Below are 19961 nucleotides of genomic sequence, written 5' to 3'. Positions count from 1 at the left end.
AATGGCGGGGCTTTGCCCAAGCGCGGGACGCTGACGGCGACGGGCCGCCCGCTTCCATTCTTCCGGAATCTCGATGACTTTTGCCGATCTCGGCCTTTCTGACGAATTGATGCGCGCGGTCGACGAAGTCGGCTACAGCGAGCCGACTCCGATCCAGAAGCAGGCTATCCCCAGCGTGCTGATGGGTCGCGACCTGATCGGCATCGCCCAGACCGGCACCGGCAAGACCGCCGCCTTCGTACTGCCGATGATCGACATACTGGGCAGCGGCCGCAGCCGGGCGCGGATGCCGCGCTCGCTGATCCTGGAGCCGACGCGCGAACTGGCCGCGCAGGTTGCCGAGAATTTCGAGCAGTACGGCAAATACCACAAGCTTTCGATGGCGCTGCTGATCGGCGGCGTGTCGATGGGCGATCAGGTGAAGGCGCTGGAAAAGGGCGTCGACGTGCTGATCGCGACGCCGGGCCGGCTGATGGACCTGTTCCAGCGCGGCAACATCCTGCTGACCGGCTGCGCGCTGCTCGTCATCGACGAGGCCGACCGGATGCTCGACATGGGGTTCATCCCCGATATCGAGGACATCTGCGCCAAGCTGCCGAAGACCCGGCAAACCCTGCTGTTCTCCGCGACGATGCCGGCGCCGATCAAGAAGCTGGCCGACAAGTTCCTGACCGATCCGAAATCGATCGAGGTCGCCCGGCCGGCGTCGTCGAACCGGCTGATCGAACAGGCGCTGGTGCCGGTGACCAGCCGGACCAAGAAGGCGACGCTGATCGACATGCTCGGCGCGCCGGACGTCAAGACGGCGATCGTGTTCTCCAACCGCAAGTCGACGGTGCGTGACCTGACGACCAGCCTGAAGCGCGCGCGCTTCGCTGCCGGGCAGATCCAGGGCGACATGGAACAGGCGGAGCGCATCCGCGAACTGGACCGGTTCAAGTCCGGCGAGGTGACCGTGCTCGTCGCCTCCGACGTCGCCGCGCGCGGGCTGGACGTGAAGGCCGTCAGCCACGTCTTCAACTATGACGTGCCATGGCACCCGGACGACTACATCCACCGCATCGGCCGCACCGGCCGCGCCGGGGCGACCGGCAAGGCGTTCACCCTCGCCACCCCGGACGATGACGAGGCGGTCGCCAATATCGAGAAGCTGACCGGCCAGAAAATCCCGCGCATCGGCAAAGCCGCACCGGCCGCGCCCGCCGCCGCCGAGGACAAGCCCGCACCCGCCAGTTGCGCCGGCCAGCCCAAGGCAGCGGCCAAGCCGGCGCCCGAAAAGTCGAAGGCAGACGCACGACCCAAGGCCGAACGGGCACCTCCGCCCGCGCCCAGGCCCCACAAGCCGGAGCCGCGCCGCGACGACCGCAACGACGGCCCGGACGAAGGCTGGAACGGCCCGGTCCCGGATTTCCTCGGCATCAGCCTGGGCGGCTGATCGCCTTAGTGTTGCATGTGCGGCGCGGGCGGCGCCGCGCCGACATTCAGCACCGGCGCCGGCGTCTTCAGGCTATGCCAGGCCTCGCCGGCGGCGGGAGTTCCAGTCCAACCGATGCTGTTCGCTCCACATTGCTGGACGGTCGGGAAATATAGCGGCCCGGACGCTTCGGCACTCAGCTTCATCATGATGCCGAACTGGTCGAACTGGTCGGCGGGCAGCCGCCCCGTCCAGGTGACCGCGACCACCCGGTCGCGAATCTCCGCGCCCCCTTCCCCCTTGATCGGCGCCGGCAGCGGCTCTCGCTCGACCGACAGCGTCCAGCCCGGCTTCGGCTGGGGCTTGACCGACTCGGCTGCGGCGGGGATCGACACGCGGATCGCGGTGGTCGCCGCCCCGTCGCAGCCGTGCGACACGCGCAGAAAGCCGGCATAATAGCTGCCCGGCGGCGCCTGCGGCTCGGCAAACACGATATGTGCCTGCGCCGCCGGGGCGGCGGCGAGCAACAGGGCGGTGAGCGGCACGCGGATCGGGAAATTCATGGCCGCCGTTACCATAGCCGCCCGGCAAGGCCCAGCCGATCAATCGCGCCCGGCGTAACGGCGGCGGAACGCGTCGGCGAAAGCAGTTAGCCGCCCTTCGCCGATCGCATCGCGCAGGTTCTGCATCAGTCGCTGGTAGAACCACAGATTATGCTCGGTCATCAGCATCGCCCCCAATATCTCCCCCGACCGGACGAGGTGGTGGAGATAGGCGCGCGACCATTCTGCCGTCGGCGATTCCGGGTCGAGCGGCGTCCTGTCCTCGGCGAAGCGGGCGTTGCGGATGTTGATCGGCCCGTCCCAGGTAAAGGCTTGGCCGGTGCGGCCGCTGCGGGTGGGCAGCACGCAATCGAACATGTCGATGCCGCGTTCGACCGCGCCGACGATGTCGTCGGGCTTGCCGACCCCCATCAGGTAGCGCGGCCGGTCGACGGGCAGCATCGCCGGCGCATGGTCGAGCACGCCGAACATCGCCGCCTGCCCTTCCCCCACCGCCAGCCCGCCGACCGCATAGCCGTCGAAGCCGATGTCGGTCAGCGCGTCGGCCGATGCTTGCCGCAATGCGCGGTCGAGCGCGCCCTGCTGGATGCCGAACAGCGCCCCGCCCGCGTTTTCGGCGTCGAACGCGGCGCGGGATCGGCGCGCCCAGCGCATCGACCGCTCCATTGCCGCCGCCTGCACCGCGCGGTCGGCGGTGGTCGGCACCAGCTCGTCGAACGCCATGACGATATCGGACCCAAGCAGGCGCTGGATCTCCATCGACCGTTCCGGCGTCAGCATGTGGCGCGACCCGTCGAGATGGGATCGGAAGGCGACGCCTTCCTCGCTGACCTTGCTCAATTCGGACAGGCTCATCACCTGATAGCCGCCGCTGTCGGTCAGGATCGGCCGGCCCCAGCCCATGAACGCATGCAACCCGCCCAGCCGCGCCACCCGCTCCGCCCCGGGGCGCAGCATCAGGTGATAGGTGTTGCCGAGGATGATGTCGGCGCCGGTCGCCCGCACCGCCGCCGGTTTCATCGCCTTGACGGTCGCTGCGGTGCCGACCGGCATGAAGGCGGGGGTACGAATCTCGCCCCGGCGCATGTGGATCGTGCCGGTACGGGCGGCGCCGTCGGTCGCGGCGATGGTGAAGGCGAAACGATCGCTCACGCTGCGCTAGCGGCCCCGCTTGCCCTTGCCCGGCTGCGGTCGCTGAAAATTCAGGGTCAGCAACTCGTCGCGGGTCAGCCGGCCGTCACCGTTCTTGTCATAGGCAGCAAAGCGCCGGGCGAACTCGGCGACGAACTCCGCCTCCGATATCCGGTCGTCCTCGTTGCGGTCGAAATCGAAGCGGCCGGGAAGCGCCCCGGCACTGCCCAGTTCCGCTTCCGCCCAGTGCGACAGCTCGATCAGCGAGATCGCGCCATCGCCATTGGCATCGCCCAGCGCGAACGACGCCTTGACCCCGGCGTCGAACTCGGCGCGGGTGACGACACGGTCGCGGTCGGCGTCGAAGCTGGTGATCAGGATCGCGACCGGCGCCGCCATCATCGTGATGCCGCTGTCGACCGGCGGCACCGGCGGCGGCTGCACCTTGTCGGCCGGTGGCTGGTTCGCGCCGGCGAGCAGCAGCAGGCATGGCAGCAGCCCGGCATATCCAGCGCGCATCATTCGCATCCGTCGCCCGGCAGCAGCAGGCTCGCATCGCCGTAGGAATAGAAACGATAGCCCGCCGCGATCGCATGTGCATAGGCCGCAAGCATGCGTTCGCGGCCCATCAGCGCGCCGACCAGCATGAACAGCGTCGATTTGGGCAGGTGGAAATTGGTCATCAGCCCATCGATCGCGCGAAAACGATAGCCGGGGGTGATGAAGATGCTGGTGTCGCCCGTGAACGGCCGAATCGTGCCGTCCGGGTCCGCCGCGCTTTCCAGCAGGCGCAGGCTGGTGGTGCCGACGGCGATCAGCCGGCCGCCGCCGGCGCGCACCGCATTCAGCCGATCGGCGGTGGCGGCGTCTATCCGCCCCCATTCGGCGTGCATCCGGTGGTCGTCGGTGTCGTCGGACTTGACCGGCAGGAAGGTGCCCGCGCCGACATGCAGGGTCAGCGTCTCGCGGCCGACACCGGCGGCGTCGAGCGCAGCGACCAGCGCCGGGGTGAAGTGCAGCGCCGCGGTCGGCGCCGCCACCGCCCCCGCCGCGCGCGCGAACATCGTCTGGTAATCGTCGGCATCGCGGGCGTCCGGCGCGCGCTTGCCGGCAATGTAGGGCGGTAGCGGCATCGTCCCCGCCCGTTCCAGCAGCAGCTCGACCGGCTCGTCGCCGTCGAAGGTCAGCAGCAGGCTGCCGTCCTCGCCCCGTTCCCCGGCGACGGCGGACACCCCGGCGGCGAAGGCGATCCGGTCGCCGTCGCGCACCCGCTTCGCGTTGCGGACGAACGCCCGCCAGGCGCGCGGCCCCTCCCGCTTGTGCAGCGTCGCGCTGACCCGCGCCTCGCCGCGCCTGCCCTCCAGCCTGGCCGGGATGACGCGGGTGTCGTTGAACACCAGGCAGTCGCCCGCCCGGAGCAGCGCCGGCAGTTCGGCGACGCCGTGATCGGCCATGCCGGCGTCCGCCACCACCAGCATCCGCGCCGAATCGCGCGGGCTGGCCGGGCGCAGCGCTATCGCCTCCGGCGGCAGCGCGAAGTCGAACAGATCGACCCGCATCGCCGGCGGCTCAGCGCTTGCCGGTCGGCTTCGCGATCGTCGGCGGCGCGGGCGGAAGCTCGGTATCCAGCGTCGGCGCGGCGGCGGCGGCCGGCTCCCCGTCCGCCTCGATCCAGGCGCGCAGGATGCGGGTCGGGTTCATCGGCGGCTCGCCCTTCTCGATCCGGTCGGCCGCGTCCATGCCGCTGATCACCCGGCCGAACACGGTGTATTTGCCGTCAAGCTGCAGGCGCGGCATCAGCATGATGAAGAACTGGCTGTTGGCTGAATCTGGGTCCTGCGCGCGCGCTGCCGACACGGCGCCGCGCACGTGCGGCATATCGTTGAACTCGGCCTTCATGTCCGGCAGGTCGGACCCGCCGGCGCCGGTCCCCTCCGGGTCGCCGCCCTGCGCCATGAAGCCGTCGATCACGCGGTGGAAGGTCAGGCCGTTGTAGAAGCCGCGCCGGGTCAGCGTCTTGATCCGCTCGACATGGTTCGGCGCCTTGTCCGGGCGCAACAGCATGCGGATGCGGCCGCCGTTCGATAGGTCCAGCACCCAGATGTTCTGCGGGTCGACCGGCGGCGCGCTGCCTTCCGGCGACGGCGTCGGCGACGCGGCCGGCGTGGGCGTATCGCTTTGCGCCCCGGCGGCGGTCGCCAGGCCGAAAATCGCGAGCAGGCCGATCAGGAAGCGCATCGGGACGGAAACTCCGCTGGACATGGGATGGTGGCCTTTGCGCGAAAATGTGGCGGCTTGGCGGCGCATCGGTCGGTTTTCAGACGCCCCGCCTCAGGCCGGCGTCGGTAATCCGCGCCTGCACATCGGTGTTGACCGCCTGGGTAACGAAGCGGTGGATGTCGCCGCCGTAAACGGCGATTTCCTTGACCAGCCGCGACGCGATCGGCTGCAGCGCGACATCGGCCATCAGGAACACCGTCTCGATGCGATTGTTCAACTGCTGGTTCATGCCGGCCATCTGATACTCATATTCGAAATCAGCGACGGCGCGCAGCCCCCGGATGATCACGCTGGCGCCCTGCCGTTCGGCGAACGTCATCAGCAGCGCGTCGAAGGCGACGACCTCGATCGTGCCGGGGATCGCCGCGACTTCGCGCCGGACCATCGCCAGCCGTTCATCGACCGAGAACATCGGCGACTTGGACGGGTTGGTGGTGATGCCGATGACCAGCCGGTCGACCAGCTTCGCACCGCGCCGGATGATGTCCATATGGCCAAGCGTGATCGGGTCGAACGTCCCCGGATAAATGCCTGTGCGCACCTTGCTGTCCCCCCTGTTAGCGGTCGCGCTCGACGGTGTAGCGGGCGATTGCCCGCAGCAGGTCCGCCTCCTGCCCGAACGGGCGAAGATGGGCGATGGCCTGCTCGACGAGCAGCCCCGCCTGCGCCCGCGCCCGGTCGGCGCCTAGCAGCGACACGAAGGTCGCCTTGCCGGCCGCCGCGTCCTTGCCGACCTTCTTGCCAGCGGCCGCGGCGCTCCCTTCGGCATCCAGCAGGTCGTCGGCGATCTGGTAGGCGAGGCCGATGTCGCGGGCATAGCCGCGCAGTCCCTTGCGCCCCTCCGGCGGGACCCGGCCCATGATCGCCCCCGCCTCGACGCAGAAGGCGATCAGCGCGCCGGTCTTCAACTGCTGCAGGCGGGTGACGCCGGCAAGGTCGAAGCCGGTGGTCTCCGCCGCCAGGTCCATCATCTGCCCGCCGGCCATGCCGTCCGGGCCGCTCGCCCGGCCCAGTTCAAGGATCAGGTCGGCGCGGACGAACGGGTCCGGGTGGGTGCGCTCCTCCGCCAGCACGGTGAAGGCCAGCGCGTGCAGTGCGTCGCCGGCCAGGATCGCCGTCGCCTCGCCGAACTGCTTGTGGACGGTCGGCTTGCCCCGGCGCATGTCGTCGTCATCCATCGCCGGCAGGTCGTCGTGGATCAGCGAATAGACGTGCATGCACTCGATGGCGGCGGCGACGCGCAGCGCGGCGGCGCGATCGACGTTGAACAATTCGCAGGTGGCGCAGACCAGCAGCGGCCGCAGCCGCTTGCCGCCACCGATCGCGGCGTGGCGCATTGCCCGGAACAGCGGCGCGCGCGGGTCGTCCGGGATCGCCAGCAGCGAATCGAGCGCCCGGTCGATCTCACCCGCGATCCGGTCCAACGCGGGGGCAAGGCTGAGCGAGGCGCGCGGCATCGCGGTCAATCGGTGTCAAACGGCTTGAGGCCGGCCGGTCCCCCGTCGCCGCCGAGCACGATCTGCTCGATGCGCGCCTGCGCCTCGGCCAGCCGTTGCTCGCAGCGGGCGCGCAGCTTGTCGCCCTCCGCATACAGGGCGATCGATCGGTCCAGCGGCACGTCGCCGCTCTCCAGTTGCGCGACGATCGTTTCGAGCCGCTTCAGCGCGTCCTCGAACGACAGGTCGGCGGTGGTGTCTGCACTATCTGGCATAGGCCCGGCTTGTGAAGCGCGCACCGATGCGGGTCAAGCGCGCCGCCGCCGCCGCCGCCAAAAGAAGCGGTCCCGGCGCGACGTGCCGGGGCGTTTTCCCGCCGTCACGGCGCCCGAGGCGATAGCGCGCCGCTCCGGTCACGCGTCCGCGCCGGCCGCCTTCGCCTGTTCCTCGGCGACCAATTCCTTGCGGCTGAGCTTGCCGACCATCGTCTTGGGCAGCGCGTCGCGGACCTCGACAGCAACGACTCGTTCATGCTTGCCGAGCTGCGGATTCAGCCAGGCCTTCAGCGCATCGCCGGTTGCCGCCGCGCCCTCGGCGAGGGTGACGAACGCCTTCGGCACCTCGCCGTGATAGGCGTCGGCGACGCCGATCACCAGCGCCTCGCGCACCGCCGGGTGGCGGTAGAGCACCGCCTCGATCTGGCTGGGGAACACCTTGAACCCGCCGACCGCGATCATGTCCTTCAGCCGGTCGACGATGCGGATATAGCCGTCGTCGTCGATGACCGCGACGTCACCAGTGCGCAGCCAGCCGTCGACGAACACCGCGGCATCGTCGTCCGGCCGGTTCCAGTAGCCTTTCATAACCTGCGGCCCGCGGAACACCAGTTCGCCCGGCTGGCCGTCCGGCGCCGGGCTGGCCGGATCGTCCTTGTCGACCAGGCGGACATGGGTGGCGGGGATCGGCTGGCCGATCGTCCCGGTCTTGTTCAGCCCCTCATAGGGGTTGGTCGAAACGACGCCGGCGCTTTCGGTCAGGCCGTAGCCCTCGACGACGGTGGCACCGGTCCGTGCCTCGAACCGCGCCTTGAGCTCGGCCGGCATCGGCGCACCGCCGGAAATGCAGACGCGCAGCGACGACAGGTCGGCGCCGGCGATCTTCGGACTGTCGAGCAGCGCCTGGTACATCGTCGGCACGCCGGGCAGCGCCGTCGCCTTCGTCCGCGCCACCGCCGCCAGCGTACCGGGGGCATCGAAGCGCGGCAGCATCACGATCTCGCCGCCGCGCAGCACCGTGCGGTTCAGCACGCAGGTATTGGCGAAGACGTGGAAGAAGGGCAGCACCCCGACGATCCGGTCCTCCGCGTCCGGCTGCGGATCGATCGCCTGCACCTGCCGCGCGTTGGCGGTCAGGTTCTGGTGGGTCAGCATCGCACCCTTCGGCCAGCCGGTGGTGCCGCCGGTATACTGGATCAGCGCGATGTCGTTCTCCGGGTCGATCGGCGCCGGGGTCCCTGCCCCGTCATTGGCGATCAGTTCGGAAAAGGCGATGATCCGCGGGTCGTCCGGCCGCGCCGCCGTCTCGCTGGAACGGAACAGGCGGTAGAACAGCGACTTGGCGGGCGGCAGCGCCCCGGCGATCGAACCGACGATCAGCCGTTCGAGCGGGCTTGCCTCCAGCACCTTCAGCGCGGTCGGCAGCAGCGCCGTCGCCGACAGGGTGAACATCACCCGCGTGCCGGAATCCATCACCTGCCCGGCCAGCTCTTCCGCCGTGTAGAGCGGCGAGAAATTGACGACGATCGCGCCGATCGACAGCGCGCCGTAATAGGCGGCGACGTAATGCGGCACGTTGGGCAGGAACAGGCCGACCCGGTCGCCTCGGCCGACGCCGATCGCGCGCAGCCCCTTCGCCACCCGCCGGGCGCCGTCGGCCACCTCGTCATAGCTGTATTTGCGGCCCATGAAGTCCAGCATCGGCGCGGCGCCACGCCGGGCAACGCTGTCCGCCAGCATCGCGGGCAGCGACAACGGCGGAAAATCCTGGTCCCACTGGGTCGGGTGCTGGTAGGCGGTGCGCCACGCGTGCTCAGGGTCGGTCATCACCCAAGCCTAGGTGCGGCGGCGGGCCGGGGCAATCCTCCACCGGGCCTCGGCGGCGGTCAGCGCGAAAACCACCAGACGCCGTCGCGCACCGCGCGCCGGGCGCGGCCCGCCCGCTCCAGATAGCGCAAATGGGCCATCGCCTCGCCGGATGCGAGGGCGAGGACCGCGTCGTCGATCGCGCGACCGAACAGCGTGTCGAAGCAGTCGACCGCGCGCAGCGGCCGTTCGGCCAGCGCCGCTTCGAGCGCGTCGAGCCGCGCCCGGTGCTCCGCCGCGATCGCGTCGAGCCGGACATGGGCGCCGGTGAACGGTTCGCCATGCGCGGGCAGCACCAGCACGTCGGGCGCCAACTCGCGGCGGAACCGGGCCAGCGCCGCGAACCAGTCGGCCAGCGGGTTGCCCTCCGGCTCCATCGTGCCGAGCGAGACGTTGCTGCTGATCCGGGGCAGCAACTGGTCGCCGGAGAGCATCACGCCGTTCGCCGCGTCGACCAGGCTGCAATGTTCCGGCGTATGACCGCCGCCGGTCATCACCCGCCACACCCTGTCGCCGATCGCCACCGCCTGCCCTTCCGCGATCGGCACATGGCCGAGCAGCATCGGCGCGGCGAGCGCGGCGAAGCTGCTCCAGCCGCCCGCCCGCTCGGCGGCCAGTTGCGCGTCGGACCAGCCAGCAGCGCGGTGGTCCATCCACACCGCGTCCGGAACGGCGTCGCGGCGGTCGGCAAGCGCCAGCCGCGCCATCAGATATTCCGTGCGGTTCATCCACAGCGGCACGCCGAACCGCGCGCACAGCCAGCCGGCCAGGCCGACATGATCGGGGTGGAAATGGGTGACGATCACCCGCGTCACCCGGCGCCCGGCCAGCGGCCCGGCGAACAGCGCCTCCCACGCCGCGCGGCAGCGGTCGATCGCCAGGCCGGTGTCGACGATGGCGATGCCGTCGCCGTCGTCGAGCAGCCAGATGTTGATGTGGCGCAGCGAGCCCGGCACCGGCAATCGCGCCCAGCCGATGCCCGGCGCCACCGCGATCACTTCGCCCGGCGCCGGCCCGTCACGGCCATGGGTATAGGTCAGCCCGGCGTCCGGTTCCGGCCGGGCGGCAACGCTCAATGCTTGAACGGGTCGACGACGCCGGGCGGCAGGCGGCTCTCGCTCGGCGCCGCGCCTTCGCCCGCCTCGGCGGCATGGGCGGCGGCAAGGTCGCGCTCGGCGGTCTCGCGCTCGGCGCGCAACTGCTCGATCAGCGCCTCGCGGTCACCGTCCAGACGCTCGTCGGTCGGCGCTTCCAGCCCGGCCGCCTTCGCCGCCTTGGCGACCACCGCGTCCAGCTCGCGCTGGGTGGTCAGGCCGAGGGTCACCGGGTCCTTCGGCGTAATGTTGGCTATGTTCCAGTGGCTGCGGTCGCGGATCGCGCCGATCGTCGCGCGGGTGGTGCCGATCAGCTTGCCGATCTGCGCGTCCGACACCTCCGGGTGGTTGCGGATGATCCAGGCGATACCGTCGGGCTTGTCCTGCCGCTTCGACACCGGGGTGTAGCGCGGGCCGCGGGTACGGCGCATCTGCTCCGGCCCCTTGATGATCTTCAGCCGGTAGCTCGGGTCGGCCTGCCCCTTCTCGATCTCCTCGAGGGTCAGCTCATGGGCGCGCACCGGGTCGCGGCCGGTCAGCTTGGTCGCGGCGGTGTCGTCGGCGATCGCCTGGATCTCCAGGATGTGAAGGCCGCAGAAGTCGGCGATCTGCTCGAAGCTGAGCGCTGTATTGTCGACCAGCCACGAGGCGGTCGCGTGGGGCATGAGCGGCTGGGCCACGGCAAATGTCTCCGGACAAAAGAAGGGCCGCCCCTTGCGGAGCGGCCGGACAGATGAACCGATCTAATGCCGAACCGGGTTCAGAGCAAGATTCAATGGGCTCGGGCGACAAGCGGGAACCTTGGCGGCGGCGCGTGGTCAAAGCCGAACACCACCGACGGGGCAGGCGAAGATGACCAGAAACGCAATCGGGTACGCGGCGATAATGCTGACCATCGCCGGCGGGCTCGCCCCCGCCGTTCCGGCCGGCGCGGCAACGCTGGCCGACACCGGCTACGCCGGCCGCGACAATGCCGGGGCAAGCACCGGCCAGTTCGCCGGGCTGCGGGCCCGCCTCGCGCTCGGCGGCGGCGCCGCCGGCGCCACGCGGTTCAGGGCCGGCCTGACGCTGACCGCGACCCATGGCGCCCCCGGCCGGCGCGGCTATGGCGACGGGCTGGAAATCGGCTTTACCGGCGGGCAGCGGGCGCCGCGCCTGACCTTCGGCGGTTACGGCTTCGCGCCTGGCCGAGCGGCCGGCCCGGACGGGCGGCGCCTGGGCCTGTCGCCGCTCGGCATCGCGGGCATCGTCGTCGGCGCGGCGGTGGCGGCGGTCGGCATCGGCTATATCATCCTGCGCGAGAATGCAGAGCATTGCAGCCCGGATTGCAGCTAGGACGGATCGCCATTCAGAAGATGACGAGCCGAAAATGGTGGTTTTCCGTGACCCGGAGCGCAGCGGACTTATAGTCTGTGAGCACCGGAAGCGCGGAAGGCCGCCATTTGCAGGCCGTCAGGGCTAAACGGCGATCCGCCCTAAACGCGTTCACGCGGCGGCCCGGCACTCGCCGCCCGGCGGCACCAGCGCGGCGACGAACTGCGCCGCGCTTTCCGCCCAGCTAAACCGCCGCCCCTCAGCCGCGCATGCCGTGCGGCTGAGCGCCAGAGCGCGCGGAATCGCCGCCGCCAGATCCTCGTCCATCGCCCCGGTCGCGGCGGTCAGCACGTCCAGCGGTCCCGGCACCGGATAGGCGGCAACCGGGGTGCCGCAGGCCAGCGCCTCGATCATCACCAGCCCGAACGTGTCGGTCCGGCTGGGAAACACGAACACATCCGCCCCGGCATAGGCCCCGGCCAGCGCTCGGCCGGCCAGTGCGCCCGTAAAATGGGCAGCGGGGTGCCGCGCCTCCAGCGCGGCACGCGCCGGCCCCTCGCCGACGACAACCTTGCTGCCCGGCGCGGCGGCGCGCAGGAATGCCTCGACATTCTTTTCCACCGCGATCCGGCCGACATAGAGCTGGATCGGCCTGGGCAGGCCGGCATACAGCGCGGGCGGCGGCGCGTCGGGGGTGAAGCAGCCAAGGTCCACCCCCCTGCCCCAGTGTCGCAGCGCGGTGATGCCGTGGCTGGCGAGCAGCCGGCGGATCGACGGCGTCGACGCCAGCACGCCGCTCGCCGGGGCGTGGAACCAGCGGATGTAGCGCCAGACCCATTCCGCCGGCATGCCGGTGCGCCGCGCGACATAATCGGGAAACTGGGTGTGATAGGCGGTGGTGAAGGCAAGGCCGTGGCGCAGGCACCAGCGCCGCGCGGCCAGGCATAGCGGCCCTTCCGTCGCCAGGTGGATCGCGTCCGGCGCGAAGGCAGCCAGCATCGCCCCCACCCGCTCGGTCCGCGCCATCGCCAGGCGGATTTCGGGGTATGTCGGGCAGGGCAGCGAGGCGAACTGGTCGGGCGCGACGATCAGCACCGCGTGCCCCGCCCGTTCCAGCTCCGCGCGCACCGCCTGCAGGGTACGGACGACGCCGTTGACCTGCGGCGCCCAGGCGTCGGTGACGATCGCGATCCGCATCGATCAGGCCGCCAGCCGCACCGGGCGCGCCGCCGCGCGTTCGCGCACGGCGATTGCCTCGGCCCAGTGCAGCACCTCCATCCGCCCGTCGAAATGCTCGACCAGCGCGGTGCAACCTTCGACCCAGTCGCCGTCGTTGTAATAGGCGATACCGCCGATCTCGCGGATCTCGGCGTTGTGGATGTGACCGCACACCACCCCGTCCACGCCGCGGTCGCCGGCCGCATGGGCGACGACCTCCTCGAAGCGGCTGATGAACGCGACGGCGTTCTTGACCTTGTGCTTCGCATGCTTCGACAACGACCAGTACGGCAGCTTGAATGCCTGGCGGACGCCATTGACGACGATGTTCAGCCGCATCAGCAGACCGTAGGCGGCGTCGCCGACATAGGCGAGCCAGCGGTGGGCGAGCATCACCGTGTCGAACTCGTCGCCGTGGAGGACAAGCAGCTTGCGCCCGTCCGCGGTCTCGTGGATCGCCCGGCGGCGGATCTCGATGCCGCCGAAGCTGAGGCCGGAGAACTGGCGGAACATCTCGTCGTGGTTGCCCGGGATGTAGACGACGCGGGTGCCGCGCCGAACCCGCTTCATGATCCGGCGGACGACGTCGTTATGCGTCGTCGGCCAGTAGAAGCGCTTGCGCATCCGCCAGCCGTCGATGATGTCGCCGACCAGATACAGGACATCGCTGTCGGTATGGTCGAGGAAATCGATCAGCATCGCCGCGTTGCAGCCGCGCGTGCCGAGGTGGATGTCGGAAATCCAGATGGTGCGATACCGGCACCGCTTTCCGGGCGTGACAGCGTCCATGCGACCCCCGTCGGACGTTTCGTTCGCCCGAGGCCTATCGCGCCAAAGGGTTACAGTGGCAGGCAATTCCGGTGACGGTCTTGTGACAGGCCCCGCCGCCCTTATGCTGTCGGCGCGAAAGGGGAGTCGCGATGAAGCCGTTGCTGCTGCCGGTTGTGCTTGCCACCCTGCTCGGCGCGGCGGCCGCGCCACCCCCGGTCTACGACATCGCGATCCGGGGCGGCACGCTCTACGACGGCAGCGGCGCGGCCGGCGTCTCCGGCGACATCGCGATCACGGGCGACCGCATCGTCGCGGTCGGCGCGGCGCCCGGCCGCGCGGCGCGGGAGGTCGACGCGCGCGGGCTGGCGGTGGCGCCGGGCTTCATCAACATGCTGAGCTGGGCGAACGAGTCGCTGATCGCCGACCCGCTCGGCCAGAGCGACATCCGCCAGGGCGTTACGCTGGAGGTGATGGGCGAAGGCAACTCGATGGGGCCGCTGAACGCGCGGATGAAGGCGGACGCGCGGGCGCGGCAGGGCGACATCCGCTACGCGATCGGCTGGACCAGCCTCGGCGACTATTTCGCCTACATGGAAAAGCGCGGCATCGCGCCGAACATCGCCAGCTTCGTCGGCGCCGCAACCGTCCGCATCCACGAACTGGGCGAAGGTGACGTCGACCCCGATCCGGCCCAGCTCGGTCGGATGCGGGCGCTGGTCCGCGCGGCGATGGACGACGGCGCGCTCGGCGTCGGCAGCTCGCTGATCTACGCGCCCGGCACCTACGCCGAAACCGACGAGCTGGTCGCGCTGGTCGGCGCGGCGGCGGCGTGCGGCGGCATGTACATCAGCCACATGCGCTCCGAAGGCGAACGGCTGCTCGAATCAATCGACGAACTGGTCGAGATCGCCCGCCGCACCGGCGCACCGGCGGAAATCTATCATCTGAAGATGGCCGGCCGCGACAATTGGGGCAAATACGACGCGGCGATCGCGCGGATCGAGGCGGCGCGCGCCAGCGGCCTGCGCATCACCGCGGACATGTATACCTACACCGCCGGCGCCACCGGCCTCGACGCGGCGATGCCGACCTGGGTGCAGGCCGGCGGCGTCGAGCAATGGGTCGCGCGGCTGAAAGACCCCAAGATTCGCGCTCGCGTCGTCGCCGAGATGAAGGCGCCGGGCAAGGGATGGGAAAACCTGGCCTATGGCGCCGGCCCGGCCGGCATGCTGCTGAGCGGGTTCAAGAACCCGGCGCTGAAGCCGCTGACCGGCAAGACGCTGGCGGATGTCGCAGCAGCACGCGGGACGACGCCGGAGGACACGATCGTCGACCTGGTAATCGCCGACGGCAGCCGCGTCGATACCATCTATTTCCTGATGGATGAGGCGAATGTCGGCAAGCTGGTCGCCCGGCCGTGGATGAGCTTCGGCTCCGACGCGGAAGCGCAGGCGCCCGAGGGGGTTTTCCTGCAATCGAGTACCCACCCGCGCGCCTATGGCAATTTCGCCCGGCTGCTCGGCCATTATGTCCGCGACGAAGGCGTCGTCACCCTGTCCGACGCGATCCACCGGCTGACCGGCCTGCCCGCCGCCAATATCGGGATCAAGGATCGCGGCCTGCTGAAACCGGGCTATTTCGCCGACGTCGTGCTGTTCGACCCGGCGACGATCGCCGACCGCGCGACCTTCGCGAAGCCGCAGGTCTACGCCACCGGCGTCCGCGACGTGTTCGTCAACGGCGTGCAGGTGCTGAGCGGCGGCACCCCGACCGGCGCGGCGCCGGGGCGCGCGGTGCGCGGTGCCGGCTGGCAACGCTGTCCGCCGGCATGACCGGGGCGGCCCCGCCGCTTGACGCTGGACGGCCGGCCGGGCTTGATCCAGAGTGGCGGGGCATTCCTCCGGTTCGGGCGCGTCAAGCGAGCGTATGAAGACGAAGCAGGCATCGCAGGCCGAACTCCGCGCGCGCATCGCCACGCTGGAGGCGGAACTGGCTGCGGCCGCCGCGCGCCGGGCCAACAGCGAGACCCATAATTTCCGCGACATCGCCGATGCGATGCCTGTGATGATCTCCTACCTCGACGCCGAATGCCGCTTCCGCTTCGTCAACCGTGCCTACGAACAGTGGTTCGGGCGGCCGGTAGCGGAGATCGAGGGCCAGCATGTCGGCGCGATCATGGATGCGGAGACCTATGCCGCGCGCCAGCCCTTCGTCGCCCGCGCGCTCGCCGGCGAACAGGTCCGCTACGATGTCGACTTCCCGCTTGACGGAGAGCGGCGCAAGACCATCGTCGAGCATGTCCCGCATATCCGCGACGGCAAGGTCGTCGGCTTCTATGCCTTCGTCCAGGACGTCACCGAGCAGTGGCTGACGCTGGAAACGCTGCGCGAGAGCGAGCAGCGCTTCCGCCGCATCGCGGACAGCATTCCAGCGCCGATCTGGGTGACTGGGCCGGACCGGCTGCGCGCCTTCGCCAACAAGGCCTATGTCGACTTCCTCGGCATCGATCCGGACGCGGCGCTGGCCTTCGACTGGCGGCAGATCCTCCACCCCGACGATCGCGATCGGGTGACCGCCGAATCGCTGGCCGGCGAGGCAAGCGGCGAGCGCTTCACGCTCGAAGGGCGCTACCGCCGCGTCGACGGCAGCTGGCGCTGGCTGCGCTCGGTATCGCAGCCGCGCTTCGACGCGCGCGGTATGCCCGACGGGTTTATCGGCGTCGCCGAAGACATCACGACCGAGAAGGAAGCCGCGGAGCTGGCGGCCAAGGCGGCGGCGATGCTGCGCGCCCGCGTCGACCAGCGGACCAGCGAGCGCGACCGGCTGTGGGCACTGTCGCGCGATGGCTTCATGATCTGCGACCTGGCCGGCGTCTGGCTGAGCGCCAGCCCGGCCTGGGCCACCCTGCTCGGCTGGCCGGAAGACCAATTGCTCGGCCGCACCGCCGAATGGATCGAGCACCCCGACGACGTCGCCCGCACCCGCGCGGTCCTGCGCGGCCTGTTCCACGGCACCAGCGGCGTCACCTTCACCAACCGCCTGCGCGCCGCCGACGGCGCCTGGCGCTGGCTGGCGTGGAACGCGGTGGTCGACGGCGACCGGGTCTACGCCATCGCCCGCGACGTGACCGACGAGCGCAACCGCACCGAAACGCTGGACCGCACCCGCGAGGCGCTGCGCCAGGCGCAGAAGCTGGAGGCGCTCGGCCAGCTGACCGGCGGCGTCGCCCATGATTTCAACAATCTGCTGACGCCGATCCTCGGCGGGCTGGACCTGATCGCCCGGCGCGGCCTGCCCGATCCCCGCTCCGCCCGGCTGGTCGACGCCGCGCTGCAGTCGGCCGATCGCGCCAAGACGCTGGTCCAGCGGCTGCTGACCTTCGCGCGGCGCCAGCGGCTCGATCCGCGGCCGATCGCGCTCGGCCCGCTGCTGCGCGGCATGGAAGACCTGCTGCGCAGCACGCTCGGCCCGGCGATCAGCCTCGACTTCGCGCTCGCCCCCGGCCTGCCGGTCGCCATCGCCGATCCCAACCAGTTGGAATTGGCGGTGCTCAACCTGGCGGTCAACGCGCGCGACGCTATGCCCGGCGGCGGCACGCTGACGATCAGCCTCGACCAGGAAAGCATCGCCCGCGCCGATGCCGATCTGCCGCCCGGCGCCTATCTGAAGCTCGGCGTCGCCGACACCGGCACCGGCATGGACGCGGCGACGCTGCGCCGGGCGATCGAGCCGTTCTTCTCGACCAAGGAACAGGGCGCCGGAACCGGCCTCGGCCTGTCGATGGCGCACGGGCTTGCGGCGCAGCTCGGCGGCGCGCTCCGCATCGCGAGCACGCCTGGGGCCGGCGCGCGCATCGACATCATACTGCCGATCATCGAAGGCGGGGCGGAGGCGGCGAAGGCGCCGGCGGCGCCCCCGCACCACCAGGCGCCGCTACGCATCATCCTGGTCGACGACGAACCGCTGGCGCGGACCAGCACCGCCGCGATGCTGGCCGAACTCGGCCACCATGTCGTCGAATGCCCGTCGGGGGCGGAGGCGCTGGCCGCGCTGGGGCGCGGCACCCCCGCCGACATGATCGTCACCGACCAGCTCATGCCGCGGATGAGCGGCGCAGAGCTGGTCCATGCCGCGCGCGCCGATCACCCCCGCCTCCACGCGCTGGTCATCTCGGGCTACGCCGCCGGCACCGACTCGCTCGCCGGCCTCCACTGCCTGGCCAAGCCGTTCACCGCCGGAGAGCTGGAAGCGGCACTCGCCGCCGCGGCCGGCGCATGACCGCTTTTGCGGTGGCCGGCCGCCGACCGGCGTGTTAGTGGAACAGGACAGTGGAGAGCGAGGCGACAGGCGACGATCTTGACCTGCCCGGCGGCGGCCCGGCGGCCGATGACGCCGCGCCGCCGCCCCGCCGCTTCTGGAAACGGCTGAAATGGGTGTCGCTGGCGCTGCTCGCCGGCTTCATGCTGCTCGTCGCCTGGCTGCTGGTCACCGCCCCCCTGTCCCAGTCGCTGAAGCCGATCGCGCCGCCCGGCATCACCCTGCTCGATACCGACGGCAAGCCGGTCGCCCGGCGCGGCGCGATCATCGACTCCCCGGTGAAGATCGCCGCCCTGCCCGCCTATGTTCCCGGCGCGTTCGTCGCGATCGAGGACCGGCGCTTCCGCAGCCATTGGGGGGTGGACCCGATCGGCATCGCCCGCGCCACCTGGCAGAATCTGCGCGCCGGCGGGGTGCGGCAGGGCGGCAGCACCATCACCCAGCAGCTTGCGAAGCTGGCCTTCACCAACGCCGACCGCACCGCCGGGCGCAAGCTGCGCGAAGCGGTGATCGCCTTCTGGCTGGAAGCCTGGCTGACCAAGGACGAGATCCTCGAACGCTATCTGTCGAGCGTCTATTTCGGCGACAATGTCTACGGCCTGCGCGCCGCCGCCCTCCATTATTTCAACCGCCCGCCGGAAAAGCTGACCGTCGCGCAGGCGGCGATGCTCGCCGGGCTGGTCAAGGCGCCGTCGCGGCTCGCGCCGACCGGCAACCTCGCCGGGGCGCAGGCCCGCCAGAAGCTAGTCGTCGCGGCGATGGAGCGGTCGAGCGTCATCACCCCGGCGGAGGCAAAGGCCGCCACCCCGGCCCGGCTCAACCCGCGCCCGGCGCAGGATCTGCCCAGCGGCACCTATTTCGCCGACTGGGTGCTGCCGGTGGCGCGCGAGCGCGCGGGGGACCTGACCAGCGAACTGAGCGTCGGCAGCACGCTGGAGCGCCGGCTGCAGCGCGCGGCGGAACGGGCGGTACGCCGCGCGCCGCTCGGCAAGGCGCAGGTGGCGATGGTGGTAATGCGGCCTGACGGGCGGGTGGTGGCGATGGTCGGCGGCCGCTCCTATGCCGACAGCCCGTTCAACCGCGCCACCCAGGCCCGGCGCCAGCCGGGGTCGACGTTCAAGCTGTTCGTCTACCTTGCCGCGCTGCGCGCTGGGATGACGCCGGATTCGATCGTCGAGGATTCGCCGATCACCATCGACGGCTGGTCGCCGAAGAACAGCGACGGGCGCTATCGCGGGGCGATTACCTTGCGCGAGGCGTTCGCCCGGTCGAGCAACGTCGTCGCCGCCCGCCTGATCCAGCAGGTCGGCGTCAAGGAAGTCGTCCGCGCCGCCCGCGACCTCGGCATCGCCAGTCCGCTCGGCGCCGACGCGACGCTGGCGCTCGGCACCTCGACGGTAACGCTGACCGAACTGACCGCTGCTTTCGCCGCGATCGCCGCCGGCGCCTACCCGGTCACCGCCCACGGCCTGCCCGAACCCGAACGCAGTTGGTACGACCGGCTGTGGAACCGGCCGACCGCGCTCAACCGGCAGACGCGCGCCATGCTGCTCGACCTGCTGTCCGCCTCGGTCAACAGCGGCACCAGCCATTCGGCCGGCCTCGCCATCCAGGCGTTCGGCAAGACCGGGACGACGCAGGACAATCGCGACGCGCTGTTCATCGGCTTCGCCGGCGGGCTGATCACCGGCGTCTGGGTCGGCAATGACGACAACAGCCCGCTGCGCGGCGTCCATGGTGGCGGCGTGCCGGCGCGGATCTGGCGGGATTTCATGACCAGCGTTGTCGACGGCGCAGCGCCGCCGCCGGAACCGGAGCCCGAAGCGGTCGAGGCGGAGGGCGACGACGTGACGCTGGATATCGGCAACGGCGCCGCCCTGTCGATCGGCACGGATCTTGGCCCGGTCAGCGTCGACATCAACCTCGGGCCGCAGGGCCTGAACCTGTCGGCGCGGCCGAACGACCGCCCCACCCCCGCGCCATCGCCCACTCCGACGCCGACGACGCCGCCGCCAGACCCGCGCCCGTAGCCTCTGGCTTCAATCCAGCCCCTCCCCTTCAGGGGAGGGGTAGGGGGTGGGGGTCATCGCCTTGCGCAAGGTCCCCGGCCCCCATTCCAACCCCTTCCCCGAAGCGGAGGGGCTATCCCGCCGCTTCAACCCGAACGGGACGGACTCCGCCGCCATTGAATCGCCCCCTTCCGTCATTGCGAGCGAAGCGAAGCAATCCAGAGCGCGCGCCAACCGTCCCGGATTGCTCCGCCCGCAATGACGATTCCCACG

At 70.6% G+C, this 19961-nt stretch carries 18 protein-coding genes; 5 read left to right on the top strand and 13 right to left on the bottom strand.

The window, feature by feature from the left end; genetic code table 11:
- Positions 1–73: 73 nt before the first annotated feature.
- A complete protein-coding gene (locus E4A53_RS02135; protein WP_136161475.1) occupies positions 74–1435 on the top strand; it encodes a DEAD/DEAH box helicase in 1362 nt (453 codons plus the stop codon).
- 5 nt (positions 1436–1440) lie between these two features.
- On the opposite strand, the gene E4A53_RS02130 is transcribed toward E4A53_RS02135, so the two are convergent.
- The 11 genes from E4A53_RS02130 to E4A53_RS02080 all read right to left on the bottom strand — a co-directional run bounded on the left by E4A53_RS02130 (position 1441) and on the right by E4A53_RS02080 (position 10739).
- Positions 1441–1977: a YcnI family protein gene (locus E4A53_RS02130; protein ID WP_136161474.1), complete on the bottom strand. Its 537-nt coding sequence runs from the start codon at positions 1975–1977 to the stop codon at positions 1441–1443.
- A gap of 39 nt (positions 1978–2016) precedes the next feature.
- Positions 2017–3129, bottom strand: coding sequence for a tRNA guanosine(34) transglycosylase Tgt (gene tgt / locus E4A53_RS02125; protein WP_136161473.1), 1113 nt, complete (start codon positions 3127–3129; stop codon positions 2017–2019).
- A 6-nt stretch (positions 3130–3135) separates the two neighbouring features.
- Complete coding sequence (locus tag E4A53_RS02120; protein ID WP_168694290.1) at positions 3136–3627, bottom strand: EF-hand domain-containing protein; 492 nt, start codon at positions 3625–3627, stop codon at positions 3136–3138.
- Positions 3627–4667, bottom strand: coding sequence for a tRNA preQ1(34) S-adenosylmethionine ribosyltransferase-isomerase QueA (gene queA / locus E4A53_RS02115; RefSeq protein ID WP_136161471.1), 1041 nt, complete (start codon positions 4665–4667; stop codon positions 3627–3629). Before queA ends, E4A53_RS02120 begins: the two co-directional genes overlap by 1 nt.
- A gap of 10 nt (positions 4668–4677) precedes the next feature.
- Positions 4678–5346, bottom strand: coding sequence for a peptidylprolyl isomerase (locus tag E4A53_RS02110; RefSeq protein WP_420822598.1), 669 nt, complete (start codon positions 5344–5346; stop codon positions 4678–4680).
- Between the two features lie 79 nt (positions 5347–5425).
- Positions 5426–5929, bottom strand: a complete 504-nt coding sequence (gene coaD, locus E4A53_RS02105; RefSeq protein WP_136161469.1) for a pantetheine-phosphate adenylyltransferase — start codon at positions 5927–5929, stop codon at positions 5426–5428.
- A gap of 16 nt (positions 5930–5945) precedes the next feature.
- Positions 5946–6845, bottom strand: coding sequence for a polyprenyl synthetase family protein (locus tag E4A53_RS02100; RefSeq protein WP_136161468.1), 900 nt, complete (start codon positions 6843–6845; stop codon positions 5946–5948).
- A gap of 5 nt (positions 6846–6850) precedes the next feature.
- Entirely contained in the window at positions 6851–7099 is a 249-nt protein-coding gene (locus E4A53_RS02095) for an exodeoxyribonuclease VII small subunit (RefSeq protein WP_136161467.1), read from the bottom strand.
- A gap of 138 nt (positions 7100–7237) precedes the next feature.
- Positions 7238–8926, bottom strand: a complete 1689-nt coding sequence (locus E4A53_RS02090) for a long-chain-fatty-acid--CoA ligase (protein ID WP_136161466.1) — start codon at positions 8924–8926, stop codon at positions 7238–7240.
- A 59-nt stretch (positions 8927–8985) separates the two neighbouring features.
- Positions 8986–10041: an MBL fold metallo-hydrolase gene (locus tag E4A53_RS02085; protein WP_136161465.1), complete on the bottom strand. Its 1056-nt coding sequence runs from the start codon at positions 10039–10041 to the stop codon at positions 8986–8988.
- Positions 10038–10739 (bottom strand): DUF1013 domain-containing protein, encoded by a 702-nt coding sequence (locus E4A53_RS02080; RefSeq protein WP_136161464.1) that lies wholly within the window; start codon positions 10737–10739, stop codon positions 10038–10040. Before E4A53_RS02080 ends, E4A53_RS02085 begins: the two co-directional genes overlap by 4 nt.
- A gap of 172 nt (positions 10740–10911) precedes the next feature.
- Between E4A53_RS02080 and E4A53_RS02075 the strand changes: the two genes are divergently transcribed.
- Positions 10912–11394 (top strand): hypothetical protein, encoded by a 483-nt coding sequence (locus E4A53_RS02075; RefSeq protein ID WP_136161463.1) that lies wholly within the window; start codon positions 10912–10914, stop codon positions 11392–11394.
- Between the two features lie 150 nt (positions 11395–11544).
- Here the strand turns inward: E4A53_RS02075 and E4A53_RS02070 are convergent, their stop codons facing one another.
- Both E4A53_RS02070 and E4A53_RS02065 read right to left on the bottom strand, forming a co-directional pair.
- The gene (locus tag E4A53_RS02070; RefSeq protein ID WP_136161462.1) at positions 11545–12570 is read right to left on the bottom strand and encodes a glycosyltransferase family 4 protein; all 1026 of its coding nucleotides are present in this window, start codon (positions 12568–12570) and stop codon (positions 11545–11547) included.
- 3 nt (positions 12571–12573) lie between these two features.
- Positions 12574–13380, bottom strand: coding sequence for a UDP-2,3-diacylglucosamine diphosphatase (locus E4A53_RS02065; RefSeq protein WP_136161461.1), 807 nt, complete (start codon positions 13378–13380; stop codon positions 12574–12576).
- 131 nt (positions 13381–13511) lie between these two features.
- Here E4A53_RS02065 and E4A53_RS02060 point away from each other — a divergent pair, with 131 nt between their 5' ends.
- The 3 genes from E4A53_RS02060 to E4A53_RS02050 all read left to right on the top strand — a co-directional run bounded on the left by E4A53_RS02060 (position 13512) and on the right by E4A53_RS02050 (position 19709).
- Positions 13512–15194, top strand: coding sequence for an N-acyl-D-amino-acid deacylase family protein (locus E4A53_RS02060; RefSeq protein ID WP_136161460.1), 1683 nt, complete (start codon positions 13512–13514; stop codon positions 15192–15194).
- A 94-nt stretch (positions 15195–15288) separates the two neighbouring features.
- On the top strand, positions 15289–17640 hold the full coding sequence (locus E4A53_RS02055) for a hybrid sensor histidine kinase/response regulator (RefSeq protein ID WP_136161459.1): 2352 nt from the start codon (positions 15289–15291) through the stop codon (positions 17638–17640).
- 50 nt (positions 17641–17690) lie between these two features.
- Positions 17691–19709, top strand: coding sequence for a transglycosylase domain-containing protein (locus E4A53_RS02050; RefSeq protein ID WP_239018090.1), 2019 nt, complete (start codon positions 17691–17693; stop codon positions 19707–19709).
- Positions 19710–19961: the final 252 nt, after the last annotated feature.

The sequence above is a fragment of the Sphingomonas flavalba genome (genome assembly GCF_004796535.1).
Taxonomy (GTDB): Bacteria; Pseudomonadota; Alphaproteobacteria; order Sphingomonadales; family Sphingomonadaceae; genus Sphingomonas_L; species Sphingomonas_L flavalba.
Note: the sequence above shows the minus strand (reverse complement) of the source record. Positions and strands in the feature narration are given on the sequence as shown.

Bases quoted from the DNA above. Each gene is read 5' to 3' on its own strand.
- E4A53_RS02135 (WP_136161475.1), top strand. From the start codon at position 74: ATGACTTTTGCCGATCTCGGCCTTTCTGACGAATTGATGCGCGCGGTC.
- E4A53_RS02130 (WP_136161474.1), bottom strand. From the start codon at position 1,977: ATGAATTTCCCGATCCGCGTGCCGCTCACCGCCCTGTTGCTCGCCGCC.
- E4A53_RS02120 (WP_168694290.1), bottom strand. From the start codon at position 3,627: ATGCGCGCTGGATATGCCGGGCTGCTGCCATGCCTGCTGCTGCTCGCC.
- queA (WP_136161471.1), bottom strand. From the start codon at position 4,667: ATGCGGGTCGATCTGTTCGACTTCGCGCTGCCGCCGGAGGCGATAGCG.
- E4A53_RS02110 (WP_420822598.1), bottom strand. From the start codon at position 5,346: ATGCGCTTCCTGATCGGCCTGCTCGCGATTTTCGGCCTGGCGACCGCC.
- E4A53_RS02100 (WP_136161468.1), bottom strand. From the start codon at position 6,845: ATGCCGCGCGCCTCGCTCAGCCTTGCCCCCGCGTTGGACCGGATCGCG.
- E4A53_RS02095 (WP_136161467.1), bottom strand. From the start codon at position 7,099: ATGCCAGATAGTGCAGACACCACCGCCGACCTGTCGTTCGAGGACGCG.
- E4A53_RS02090 (WP_136161466.1), bottom strand. From the start codon at position 8,926: ATGACCGACCCTGAGCACGCGTGGCGCACCGCCTACCAGCACCCGACC.
- E4A53_RS02075 (WP_136161463.1), top strand. From the start codon at position 10,912: ATGACCAGAAACGCAATCGGGTACGCGGCGATAATGCTGACCATCGCC.
- E4A53_RS02070 (WP_136161462.1), bottom strand. From the start codon at position 12,570: ATGCGGATCGCGATCGTCACCGACGCCTGGGCGCCGCAGGTCAACGGC.
- E4A53_RS02065 (WP_136161461.1), bottom strand. From the start codon at position 13,380: ATGGACGCTGTCACGCCCGGAAAGCGGTGCCGGTATCGCACCATCTGG.
- E4A53_RS02060 (WP_136161460.1), top strand. From the start codon at position 13,512: ATGAAGCCGTTGCTGCTGCCGGTTGTGCTTGCCACCCTGCTCGGCGCG.
- E4A53_RS02055 (WP_136161459.1), top strand. From the start codon at position 15,289: ATGAAGACGAAGCAGGCATCGCAGGCCGAACTCCGCGCGCGCATCGCC.